The 12,627-nt window shown below is 38.1% G+C and carries 12 protein-coding genes; 6 read left to right on the top strand and 6 right to left on the bottom strand.

Translation table 11 applies throughout. From position 1 onward, the window contains the following. Window positions 1–19: 19 nt before the first annotated feature. From MED134_RS08035 to MED134_RS08020, 4 genes are read left to right on the top strand one after another with little or no spacing between them, the layout of a single operon-like run. Entirely contained in the window at window positions 20–784 is a 765-nt protein-coding gene (locus MED134_RS08035; protein ID WP_038597754.1) for an exodeoxyribonuclease III, read from the top strand. A 37-nt stretch (window positions 785–821) separates the two neighbouring features. Continuing rightward, window positions 822–1,802, top strand: a complete 981-nt coding sequence (locus MED134_RS08030) for a flagellar motor protein MotB (protein WP_038597750.1) — start codon at window positions 822–824, stop codon at window positions 1,800–1,802. A 2-nt stretch (window positions 1,803–1,804) separates the two neighbouring features. Next, entirely contained in the window at window positions 1,805–2,254 is a 450-nt protein-coding gene (locus tag MED134_RS08025; RefSeq protein WP_038597748.1) for an RDD family protein, read from the top strand. A 10-nt stretch (window positions 2,255–2,264) separates the two neighbouring features. Further along, window positions 2,265–3,299: an aldo/keto reductase gene (locus MED134_RS08020; RefSeq protein ID WP_038597745.1), complete on the top strand. Its 1,035-nt coding sequence runs from the start codon at window positions 2,265–2,267 to the stop codon at window positions 3,297–3,299. A 70-nt stretch (window positions 3,300–3,369) separates the two neighbouring features. On the opposite strand, the gene radA is transcribed toward MED134_RS08020, so the two are convergent. The 6 genes from radA to panC form a co-directional block, all read right to left on the bottom strand. Continuing rightward, window positions 3,370–4,740, bottom strand: coding sequence for a DNA repair protein RadA (gene radA, locus MED134_RS08015; protein WP_038597742.1), 1,371 nt, complete (start codon window positions 4,738–4,740; stop codon window positions 3,370–3,372). Window positions 4,741–4,871: 131 nt separating this feature from the next. Continuing rightward, complete coding sequence (locus MED134_RS08010; RefSeq protein ID WP_158407705.1) at window positions 4,872–6,305, bottom strand: LuxR C-terminal-related transcriptional regulator; 1,434 nt, start codon at window positions 6,303–6,305, stop codon at window positions 4,872–4,874. A gap of 235 nt (window positions 6,306–6,540) precedes the next feature. Continuing rightward, window positions 6,541–7,686, bottom strand: coding sequence for an alpha/beta hydrolase (locus MED134_RS08005; protein ID WP_038597736.1), 1,146 nt, complete (start codon window positions 7,684–7,686; stop codon window positions 6,541–6,543). A gap of 44 nt (window positions 7,687–7,730) precedes the next feature. Further along, a complete protein-coding gene (locus tag MED134_RS08000; RefSeq protein ID WP_052084276.1) occupies window positions 7,731–8,636 on the bottom strand; it encodes a YbhN family protein in 906 nt (301 codons plus the stop codon). 53 nt (window positions 8,637–8,689) lie between these two features. Further along, on the bottom strand, window positions 8,690–9,040 hold the full coding sequence (panD, locus tag MED134_RS07995) for an aspartate 1-decarboxylase (RefSeq protein ID WP_035325908.1): 351 nt from the start codon (window positions 9,038–9,040) through the stop codon (window positions 8,690–8,692). A gap of 24 nt (window positions 9,041–9,064) precedes the next feature. After that, the gene (gene panC / locus MED134_RS07990) at window positions 9,065–9,913 is read right to left on the bottom strand and encodes a pantoate--beta-alanine ligase (RefSeq protein WP_038597733.1); all 849 of its coding nucleotides are present in this window, start codon (window positions 9,911–9,913) and stop codon (window positions 9,065–9,067) included. A 109-nt stretch (window positions 9,914–10,022) separates the two neighbouring features. Here panC and MED134_RS07985 point away from each other — a divergent pair, with 109 nt between their 5' ends. Further along, a complete protein-coding gene (locus MED134_RS07985; RefSeq protein ID WP_035325905.1) occupies window positions 10,023–10,835 on the top strand; it encodes a glycogen/starch synthase in 813 nt (270 codons plus the stop codon). Window positions 10,836–10,844: 9 nt separating this feature from the next. Further along, complete coding sequence (locus tag MED134_RS07980; protein ID WP_038597730.1) at window positions 10,845–12,623, top strand: DUF4270 domain-containing protein; 1,779 nt, start codon at window positions 10,845–10,847, stop codon at window positions 12,621–12,623. The last annotated feature ends 4 nt before the right edge of the window (window positions 12,624–12,627 follow it).

Raw genomic sequence — 12,627 nt, 5'->3', positions numbered from 1 at the left:
CACTTTAATAAAGCAACGTATGAAAATAGTATCTTATAATGTAAACGGAATTCGTGCTGCCTTGCGCAAAGATTTTGCACTCTGGCTTAAGCAAACAGATCCAGATGTGGTCTTGTTACAAGAAACTAAAGCTACACCAGACCAAGTAGATGTTGCCGTTTTTGAAGAACTGGGATACGAGCACTACTGGTTTAGTGCGCAAAAGAAAGGATATAGTGGAGTAGCCGTACTTACTAAAAAGACACCAAAGCATATAGAATATGGTACTGGTATCGCCTCTATGGATTTTGAGGGGCGCAACATACGTGTGGATTTTGATGACGTGTCTGTGATGAGTATGTACCTGCCTTCTGGTACTAATAGTGCCCGTCTTGAGCACAAGCTGGAGTATATGGATTTGCTACAAGATTACGTAAATGAGCTCAAGCAAGATAAGCCTAATCTTGTGATAGGTGGAGATTATAATATTTGTCACGAGGCTATAGATATACACGACCCTGTGCGTAATAAGAAAGTGAGTGGCTTTTTACCTGTAGAGCGCGAGTGGATAGGTAATTTTATGGAGAGCGGCTTTATAGATTCTTTTCGCCATCTTAATAAAGAACCAGATAACTATACCTGGTGGAGTTATAGAGCAAATGCTAGGGCAAACAATAAGGGCTGGCGTATAGATTATAATATGGTGAGTGAACCTCTTAAAGATAAAATATCACGAGCAATCATACTCTCTGATGCAAAACATAGTGATCACTGCCCTCATATGGTAGAGCTTGACTTATCATAAGGATCACTAAATTTTACACAAAAAATAAAGTTATAAAATGAAAAAAATACTGATATGCCTTCTGGCTGTGAGTGCGCTAGTATCTTGTGTACCTGCAAAAAAGTTTAAAGATCTTGAGGCAAAATATAGCCGCCTTAGAAAAGATAACCGCAATATGTCTAAGGAGCTTGCCGAGGCAAAAGCTGCTCTAGAAAAAACTAAAGAAGAGCGTGATCTTGCTCTAGTAGATCTTGATGCATTATCTAATAAATACAATGAGGTAAGTGGAGAGTATGATGCTGCAAAGGCAAATCTTGCACAATTACAAGACAGCTATAATGCCCTAGAGACTAACAGCAGTGCCTCAATAGCAGAAAACTCAAAGAAGAACAGACAACTGCTCGAAGAGTTAGAATCAAAACAAAATGATCTTGCCGAAAAAACAGCAGCGCTTGAAGCAGAGCGTAAGCGACTAGAGCGATTACAAAAAGATCTGGCAGATAGGTCTGCCAGAGTAGATGAGCTAGAAGGTCTTATTGCGGCAAAAGATGCAAAAATGAGAGGTCTTAAAGATGCGATATCTAAAGCGCTCACAGATTTTGAAGGTAAAGGCCTTACTGTAGAGCAACGAGATGGGAAAGTATATGTCTCACTTGAAAACAAGCTTCTTTTTGACTCTGGTAGCTGGACCGTGGGTACAAATGGAACGAAGGCAGTAAAGCAACTAGGTAGTGTACTTGCAGATAACCCAGAGATTGCCGTACTTATAGAAGGACATACAGATAATGTGCCTTATGGAGGAAGTGGTAACCTACAGGGTAACTGGGACCTTAGTGCAAAGAGAGCAACATCTATTGTAAACATACTGCGCCAGAATAAAAGAATAGATCCCAAAAATCTTACAGCAGCAGGTAGAGGAGAATATGCTCCAGTAGCCGAAAATGACACGCCAGAAAATAAAGCCAAAAACAGAAGAATAGAAGTAATCCTTACACCACAACTTGATGAGGTAAAGGCTTTGTTACAAGAGATAGATTAAAAATGATTTATAAAACTAATCTCAAACGTAGATTCTTGGCGGGATTTATAGATTATACTATAATTTATTCTTTAACCTTCCTATTGATATTTGCTTTTGGCACTCCTGATGTAGAGGGAACATATCATCTCAATGGATTGCCGGCGTTAATACCAGTTACGGGATGGTTGATTCTCACTGTTGTTTTTGAATCATTATTAGGAGGTACACTTGGAAACTCCATAATGGGATTGAAAGTATTGCCGGCAAATATGAAGATTAGAAATCTTACGTTTATAGAGTCTTTAAAAAGGCATTTATTAGATCCAATAGATATGTTTATGTTTGGTTTAATTGCGATTATAACAATAAATAATACTGATAAGAGGCAGAGGTTAGGTGATATCTGGGCTAATACAATAGTTGTCAAGGCAAGTGATATTACACCTATTAAAAATTCAATTTTTAAGTAAATAAGAAGTGATGCAATACAATAAAATACCGCATACAGATATAGAAGTATCAAAAATATGCCTAGGCTCTATGACGTGGGGACGTCAAAATACTGAGGCAGAAGGACACGAGCAAATGAGCTATGCGCTTGATAATGGAGTAAACTTCATTGATACTGCAGAGATGTATAGTGTCCCTTTCAAACCCGAGAATCAAGGATCTACAGAGACTATTATTGGGACTTGGCTTGCAAAAAATAAGAATCGTGATAAGATTGTGCTGGCATCAAAAATTACGGGTCCTAGTCCTACTTTTAAACCTATAAGAGATAACCTAGGTTTTTCAAAAGAAGCACTAGAAGATGCTTTACACAAGAGCTTAAAAAGACTACAAACAGATTACCTAGATATTTATCAACTACACTGGCCTGAACGCAATACAAATTACTTTGGGCAACGCGGATACAAGCACGACAGCAGCGAGCAGTGGGAAGATAATATTGCAACTATTTTAGAAAGTCTCGACACTTACGTAAAGCAGGGTAAAATTAGGCACATAGGTTTATCAAACGAAGGGCCGTTTGGGACAATGCGATTTATGGAAGAAGCTCGTAAAGGAGCACCTAGAGCCGTAACGGTACAAAACCCATATAACTTACTTAATCGCACAGACGAGGTAGGTCTTACAGAGGTGTTACATAGAGAAGGTTTAGGCTTACTACCATACTCACCTCTTGGTTTTGGACAACTTACAGGTAAATATCTTGATGGTTATCCAGAAGATGCGCGTGTTACTTTGTTTCCTAACTACAGTCGTTATCATAGTGATAATTCATTTGAGGCTACAAGACGTTATAAAGCAATTGCAGATAGTCACGGTTTAAGCCTTGCACAAATGGCGCTTGCCTTTGTAAACGATAGGCCATTTGTTACGGCAAATATTATAGGAGCTACCAGTATGAAACAGCTTAAAGAAAACATAGGCAGTGCATCTGTTTCCCTTTCTAAAGAGGTTCTTAAGGCTATAGATGAGGTACACGAGGCGATACCAAACCCTGCACCATAAGTCTATTGTACATATTATTAAGAAGCGCTACCCCTTGGGTGGCGTTTTTTACGCTTTCGCGAAAGCGTAATTACCCAAATAAGTGTCTCACTACATCGTGCACCTTGGCCACTTTTATCACATTTATATGATAAGTGTTATCTGGTATTTTACAGTATTTTGAAATAATAATACTGGTAAAACCTAGCTTCTCTGCTTCCAGAATGCGTTGTTCTATGCGGTTTACGGGTCTTACCTCTCCTGCAAGCCCAATCTCTGCAGCAAGGCACATTGCTTTATCTACAGGGATATCTACATTACTTGATAATACGGCTGCTACCACGGCAAGATCTATCGCAGGGTCATCTACAGAAATGCCTCCTGTCACGTTAAGAAACACATCTTTTGCACCCAGTTTAAATCCAGCTCGTTTTTCAAGTACGGCTAGAAGCATATTGAGCCTTTTTACATTATAGCCCGTAGAGCTACGTTGTGGTGTTCCATATACTGCGGTGCTCACAAGTGCTTGTATCTCTATCATAAGTGGTCGCATCCCTTCCATTGTTGTGGCAATGGCTGTACCGCTTAATTCCTCATCATTTTTTGATATGAGTATCTCGCTAGGGTTACTTACCTCCCTAAGGCCTGAGCCTTGCATCTCATAAATACCAAGCTCGCTGGTACTCCCAAATCTGTTTTTGTGTGCTCTAAGTATGCGATACACGTGGTTGCGATCTCCCTCAAACTGTAGTACAGTATCTACCATATGCTCCAGTATCTTGGGCCCAGCTATATTACCATCTTTTGTGATGTGACCTATAAGAATCACTGGCGTTGCTGTCTCTTTTGCAAAGCGTATAAGCTCTGATGTGGTTTCTCGTATTTGAGAAATACTGCCTGCTGTACTCTCTATATGATCTGAGTGTAGTGTTTGTATAGAGTCTATAATCACGATATCTGGCTGTACCTCCTCTACGTGTCTAAAGATGTTTTGGGTTTTTGTCTCAGTGAGAATATAGCACTGGTCGCTTTCTGGGTGTATGCGCTCTGCTCGCATTTTTATTTGTTGCTGGCTTTCTTCACCAGAAACATATAGTGTTTTATAGGGTAGAGCAAGACTTATTTGTAACAGCAGTGTACTTTTCCCTATACCTGGTTCTCCACCTAAGAGTGTAAGGGATCCTGGTACAAGTCCACCACCCAGCACACGGTTAAGCTCGCCATTTTTTGTATTCATACGCGCTTCGGAGGCGGTAGAGATGTCTGCTACTTTAAGTGGCTTGCTTGTTCTTGTGAGTCCTGAAACTTTGGTAGTGCTGCTTTTCCAATCTTTCTTATCGGCTTTTTGTACTACTTCCTCTACGATGGTGTTCCATTGTTTACAGGCGTTGCATTGCCCCTGCCATTTGGCATATTGGGTCCCGCAGTTTTGACAGAAAAAGGTAGTTTTAATTTTGGCCATTGAGAGAAAAGCTTTTGGCTAAATTAGGAAATCATATGATGTAATACTGGTGATACGGCAGTAAGATATACACAAGATAGTGAGTAAGGTTGTAGGGGGTGTGAGTACGCTTTCGCGAAAGCGTAAGCATATTAGGTTACCTTCTTTATTACTTCTGACCTATTAGACACATCTAGTTTTGCATAAATATTACTAGTGTGAAATTTTACCGTAGCTATGGAGATGTGTAAGGCCTCTCCAATTTGTTTATTTGTGAAACCTTTAGAGAGCTCTAAGAGTACTTCGGTCTCGCGCTTAGAAAGATTGTGACTTGTACTGATTTGATCTACACTCTCTTGGAGAGTTTGCTCTTTTGTGTTTGCTACATTTTGTAACTCTTTTACATAGTGACCTAACTGGTTACGTATGTCGTGGTTTTCTCGCTTTAAGTATTTAAAACGATATAATAGTGCGGCACCTAAAATGAGCATTTCTATAATACCACCAAATTTTACTTGATTTGAAGTAATCTCAATAAATTGATACCCCGTTACTCGCAATGCAAAGTGGCCTATGGAAGAAAATAGTAGTATAAGGTATGCTATTACCAGTATATAGGCATAACTGTATTTTGTAGCGATATACCAGCATAATAACCAGCAGCCTATAAGTAGAGAGGACATCATATATCCTGCGTATCTAAATAGATAGAAATTATCTAGCAGCAAACTCCCAGCATAAAATCCAGCAGATATGAATAGGGTTATATAAAACCATTTTTTAATGCCAGGAAGCACCTTTTCGATTCTCAAGAATGTAAAGCAGAATAATAGTGCTGTAAGCCCACAAATCCAGTGTAATAACATCTCTAGGAAATCATAGTAATCTATGAGACTTGGAAAGAAGTATGAGAAAAAGCCATCATCATAAAAGATACTTACAGAGGTGGCAAACAGGAAGTATACGTAGTATAAATACACCTTTTCATTAAAGGTGAAATACATAAATAAGTTAAGGATGATTACTAATAAGGCAAAACCAAAATAACTGCCAGAAAATGCAAGCGATGTAAAGTTATTGCGCTGGTAAGTAATATTATCTACAATGGTAAGTGGAAAGTAAGCCTCGTGCCAGAAAAAAGTCTGTATATAAAATGTATTTTTTCCTTGCTGCATTGTTGCAGGTACACTTGTGAGTCTCTCAAGCTCAGGTTTTTTTTTAATGTCAATATTATTTCCAGAGGTGCCTAGGTGTTTTAAAGTGTCATTTGATACTTGATAAAGAGAGAAATTCTTAATGTGAATGGAGGGAACTTTAAAGTGGTAAACACCTTCTTCACTTTCTTTAAGATCTAGCGTGATTTTAAACCAGTACCATCCATTCTGACTTCCCCAGTTTAAATCTTTTTGATCTATTGGTTTGAAGTTTTCTGTTAGAAGGGTGGACTTTGTGATACTATTATTTACGTCTCTTATGTACTCAAAAGAAGTTACCTCAAGAGCATCTGCTACTTTTTGACTGTGAGTAGTGAAGCTAGTGGTCAAGAGAAGGGTAAATAGTAATATGTAGCGTAGTAGGATTGTCAAATCTAAATGGGTTGTTAAAGATGAAGTTTTTTTAGAATAATGGTGCTTTTGGCAATAAATACGGTGGTTTAGGTGAAAACTATACCTAGGGTATAGGTCAAAACCATCAATCTTTTGAGATTTTTGTGGTATACATTTCATTTGAGGGACTGAAATGTATGTGTAAAAAAAGCTATTCATTAATAGTGGGTAGCTTTTTATTTTTTCGCGTAAGCGTTATTGTTTTTTACACTACTTAGTATCCAAAATCCTCTTTTATTTTATCTGCTCTATCGAGCATAAGATCTTTAGTAAGAAAAGAAACTTCTTCTAGTAGAAAAGCATTTTGATAAGTGCGCATCGCTTTCTTAGGTTCCCCAGCCTTTTCAAGAGATAAAGCTAGGTAGTAATTACCTAGCATAGTCTCTGGATATTGTTTTCTAGCTAGTTGCCCAAGGTTTGCAAGCCCCGTCCAGTCTCCTTTCTTTTCTAAGGCTGTTGCAGTCGCAACATAATCATTGATTCGTATAGGGTCATCTAGGCCAAAGAGGTCTTTTACAGTAGTGTATTTATCTATTAAATAGTCGTAGGGAGCGTCACTTTTGAGTAAGTGTTCTTTGTATTCTGTCTTGCTTATAGGTCTATACACAGAAAACATTTGCTCTAATGCCTTTGGTATAGCTCTTCCCACGAGTGAGTAGTGAGTTGCTCCTTCAAAATTATCAAAATTGTATTGCAAGCTTTCATTCTTAACTTGTTTAATCTGGCTGTCTAGCTGGATAATAGAGTTGCGTAGGGCTCCTATATCTTCGGTTCCAGTAGCGAGGTAATAAAAAAGTTTTTGATCGATGGCTCCTAATCTAGCAGTAAGTCGTTCTTCCATTTGAGGAGCAATGTCTGGGCTAAGAGATATATATCCTTGAAAGAGTGCAGGGTCTTTCATAAGGTAATAGTTCATAAAATTTGCTGTGAGATCGTGGCCTACTGCAATTCTAAAAGTACTTGTTCTATAATTTTTATCTAGGTAAGGCATTAACTCTAGGCCTACAAATTCAAAAAACGAAGCACCTGTGTCTGATGGTAAGTTGCTTACCTCGTCATAATAGGTATCATCATTGCGACTTTCTACTTGATTAATGCCCACAACTATTACTTGAGGCATTTCTTCCCAGTAGCTATAGTAATCTACATTACCAGCGACAGGCTCAAAAAGGTAATCACCATCCATAACAATGATGATAGGGTAGGTTTTATCCACATTACCCTCGTAATTACGAGGTAGCTGTATTTTAAGTTGTCTCGTCTCTCCTAGAATATCTGAGGAAAGCTCTTTATAGTCTATTTGTGCAAATAGCGGTAGGCTTAAAAAACTGATAATGAGTGTGAAAAAACGTAATTTCATTTGGGGCTTGTTTTAGATTACTAAGCCCTAAAGTAGTAAAAAAATCAGCCTTTATTAAATATGAGTACTATTAAGGCACAAATACCTCCTACTACCACGTTAAAAATAGTTTGAGTACCCCAGAGTAACCATCCAAAAATGATCCCTCCTTCATAACCAAAGAAGCTAAAAATTGCACCCATTGCTATAGGGTAAACACCCATACCAGCATTAGTCGCGCTCATAGCAAAAGCTCCTATTACAAAAGATGCAAGAATTACTCCTAGTGGTGCGCTTGCAATGCCGGGTACTGTAAATTTCATTACCCAAAACATTCCAATATACATAAACCATATAAAGAGCGTGTGAAAAATAAAAGCACCATTATGCTTCATCTTAAGTATGCTCTTGATGCCATCTAAAAGCCCAAGACCAAAATCTCTTATCTTTTTAATAAATGAGTGAGAGGAAGTTTTAAGTAATCTTAACCCTATGATACCCGTCGCAATCCCGACAATGAGAAGTATAATAAAACCAATAGGATTTGCATTATCTCTAAAATAAGAAACTAGAGCAGTAGACTGTAATGTGATCGCAGTAGCCATAACTAAGAGGAGTACAATTAAGTCTGCAATGCGCTCTGCTACAATAGTTCCAAAGGCTTTTTCAAACGGTATATTATCTGTGCGTGACAGTGACACTCCTCGTAGTACTTCTCCAGATCGTATAATAAATGTATTTGCAAAGTAGCCTATGAGAATAGCCATAAAGCTCGAACTAAATCTAGGCTTGTAGCCCAGAGGTTCTAGCAAAAATTTCCAGCGATAAGCTCTTGAGAAATGACTAAATAACCCAAAAAGTAACGAGATAATTATCCATATAGGGTCTACCGTTTTGATAGCTTCCCACATATCACTGCGCTCAGTCACAGTCATTTTGTTGAGTTGATACCAAACCAAAAAAACTCCCACGAGTGGGAGTATAATTTTAAGCGCAAGGCTTGTATGTTTTTTTGTAAACAAGCTTACTTAAGTAAGTTAGTCTCTTCGTTAGGAAAACAAAGCGTAGGTTTAAACTCCTTAGCTTCGTCTAGCTCCATAAAGGCGTATGTAATAAGGATAAGGATGTCTCCCTTTGCCACTTTACGAGCAGCTGCGCCATTAAGAGTGATCTCACCGCTGTTGCGTGGTCCCGGTATTGCATACGTTTCAAGGCGTTCACCGTTAGTTACATTTACGATTTGAACTCGTTCTCCTTCTATAATTTTTGAGGCATCCATAAGATCTTCATCTATAGTGATACTTCCTATATAGTGTAGTTCTGCACCCGTTACTTTAACGCGGTGTATTTTTGATTTTACAACATTTACTAGCATAGTGCAAAGGTAATAATAAGGTGTTTAATTTAAGGCGATGTTATCTATAAGTCTCACCTCGCCAGCATAAACGGCAAGGAAAGCGCGATATTGTTGATTTTTACGCTTTCGCGAAAGCGTACGAAGATTTTTGATATTTACAATCTCAAAATACTCCAGCTCTAGTCCATCTTTTTCTTTGTAGATAGACTCGATATATGCTTTCAATTCTCGTGCCGAAAGTGTGTCAAAATTGTCTTTTACATATAATAGCGACTCGTATATGAAAGGAGCGATATCAAGTTGATGTGCTGTAAGTCGCGCATTGCGGCTACTCATCGCGAGACCATTCTCTTGGCGATGTATGGGGCAACCTATAATTTCTAAATCAAGATTTTCTATATCAACGAGCTTGCGCACAATGGTGAGTTGCTGGAAATCTTTTTCGCCAAAATATGCCTTATGAGGATTAACTTGTCTAAAAAGAATATTTAAAACGGTACCTACACCATCAAAATGTCCTGGGCGATGCTCTCCTTCCATTACGGTTTCTAAATGGCCAAAATCATAGCCTTTTGAAGACACATTATTCCCATAGATTTCTTCTGGTGACGGGTTGTAAACAGTGACCTTAGACCCATAGTGAGATAAAAAAGCGAGATCCTTTTCTATGGTTCTGGGATACTTTTCTAAATCTGTAGCGTTATTAAACTGCGTAGGGTTTACAAAAATACTTACCACAATAAGGGCACAGTCTTTGAGTGCATAGTCTATTAGTGAGGCGTGACCCCTGTGCAATGCACCCATTGTGGGTACAAAACCTACGGTTTTACCTTGCGCTTTTGCTTGACTGACGATTTTAGAAATCTGATTATGAGCTGTGATTGCTTGCACTTTACCAAAATTTTAACGGGGTGCAAACTTACTAATATTAACCCTAAGTGCGTAAAAATTCGTACTTTTGCGTGTTTTTTGAATAGAATAACAACCTAATTTTACATATATGAAAGATAAGAGGATATTGTACGTGTCATCTGAAGTGATTCCTTATCTACCAGAGACCGAGATTGCCTCTATGTCGTTTGAAGCTCCTCAAATGGTTAATTCCAAGGGAGGGCAAATACGCATATTTATGCCTCGCTACGGCAATATTAATGAGCGCAGGCACCAACTACACGAAGTGATTAGGCTATCAGGAATGAATCTTGTGATCAATGATTTTGATATGCCACTTATCATCAAAGTTGCATCTATACCTAAAGAACGTATTCAAGTTTACTTTATAGATAACGAAGAATATTTTAAGCGCAAAGCGACCTTTACAGACGAGGATGGAAATCTTTTTCCTGATAATGACGAACGTGCTATTTTCTTTGCAAAAGGAGTGGTGGAGACGGTTAAGAAATTAAACTGGGCACCAGATATTATACACGTTCAAGGATGGCTAGCATCTTTATTACCATTATACCTAAAGCAATATTATGCTAGTGAGCCACTTTTTACACAAAGTAAAATTGTAACATCTGTGTATAATCAAGGTTTTGAAGGTTCATTAAATAGTGAGTTGCTCAACAAAGTTGCTTTTGATGGAGTAGATCCAGAGACTATAAAAGAGCTTGAAGATCCAACTTACGAAAACTTGATGAAGGTGACCATTAGAAATAGTGATGCAGCCATTGTGGGGTCTCAAGACTTAAACGAAAACTTGCTTAAAATTTTAAATACGACCAAAATCCCTGTTCTGCCGTATAAGAAGAAAGAGGAGTTTCCTCAGGCATACGAAGATTTTTATACTACCCAAGTTTTAGAAGAATAGATAGTTACTATGAAGTTGAACAAATTATTTAAGCAAGCACTTGCAGTAGTGGGCCTTGCGTTATTGATTATATCTTGTGAGGATGAGTTTGGTTCTATAGGGACAGACATTGTAGGGCAAGTAAATTTTGAAACAGAGGTAGCTCAAGATTTTGAGGTTGCAGCATATAGCCGCAATTATGCAGATGCTTCTGGTTTTAATGGAGTGCAGACTAATGGTTCTCAAATTGGTGTTGTAGGTTATTACAATGACCCTACTTATGGATCTACTACGAGTAATTTTCTTTCACAAGTGGCTTTGTCAAGAACCAATCCTGACTTTGGAGATAATACAGAAGATAACCCTACAGTAATCGACTCTGTTGTCTTTTCACTAGCATATTTTGCGACTAATGAAGGTACAGATGATGATGGAGCTTCTACATATACACTAGATTCTATTTTTGGAAATACACCAGGACAGATGAAATTATCTGTTTATAGGTCTAACTTCTTTTTAAATAGCTTAGATCCAAATTCAGATTTTGAAGATGCCGCATTATATTTTTCTAATGAGATTGGAGATTTTGCTGGTGTAGAGGGAGATTTGCTATTTGAAGTAAGAGATATTAACAGTGCTGGGGAGCTGGAAGAAGGTTTTGTGCCAAGTGCAGAGGAGCTTGTTCTTACGGAGCCAGTTCTTGACGATGATGGAAACATACCAGAAGATCCAGAGTTTGAAGTTTCTGACAGGTTGAGCCCAAGAATTAGAATGGCTTATGATAATACCACAACAACAGGTGCAGAGGTTATTGCTTACTGGCAAGAAGCTATTATTAATCAAGAAGACACAGGAGTTCTACTTAATAGCAATACATTCAACGATTATTTTAGAGGTCTTTATTTTAAAGCAGAGCCTATAGATGATAAGGGAAGTACTATTCTATTTAACCTAACAGGGGTAGATGTAACCATATATTATAGCTTTGAAGGAGATGATGACTCAGGCGAACCAGGAGAATCTACAGATGATGGTGTGGGGGATATATCACTCTCTTTAAGTGGTGTTCGTGCTATTGGGTATACAAACGATTTTGGAATTAGCCCAATAGGCACAACAACCTTTAATGATAGCCAGAATACGGTAGATGGAGAAGAAAATCTATACCTTAAAGGTGGTGATGGTTCTATCGCGCTTATAGATTTATTTGGAGCAGATGCAGATGCAGATGGTGTTGCAGACCAACTCGAAGCTTTGCGTTCTTGTAATATCCTAATAAATGAGGCAAACTTAACTTTTTATGTAGATCAAGAAGATCTTAATGATGCAGGAGCAGGTCAGTTAGAGCCAGAGCGTGTTTTTATTTATGATTATGATAATAATAGTACGCTTTTAGATGCTGCCATAGATGTAACTACAGGAACAAATGGTCCAGTTGATACGCGCATAAATCATTTGGGAAGACTTACTAGAGAAGTTGAAGATGATTTAGATAGTGATGGTGTAAGCTATAAAGTTAGAGTGACTCAGCATATCAATAATATTATCCAAAATGATTCTACAAATGTACGTCTCGCGCTAGCGGTTTCTCAAAATGTAACTGTTGAGAACACTGCGCTTATTGGAGGTACGGGTGATTCAGAAGATGGTCAAAGAATTCCATTGTCTTCTGTTATCTCTCCAGAAGGAACGATATTGCACGGTAGTGCGAGTCCAAACGAAGAAAAGCGTTTGAGGTTAAGAATTTTTTACACACTAACAGAAGAAATAGATCCTACTAGCCCTTGCGGTATAGCATTAGGACTTTAAAATA

This window comes from Dokdonia sp. MED134, assembly GCF_000152925.2.
Classification (GTDB): Bacteria; Bacteroidota; Bacteroidia; order Flavobacteriales; family Flavobacteriaceae; genus Dokdonia.
Note: the sequence above shows the minus strand (reverse complement) of the source record. Positions and strands in the feature narration are given on the sequence as shown.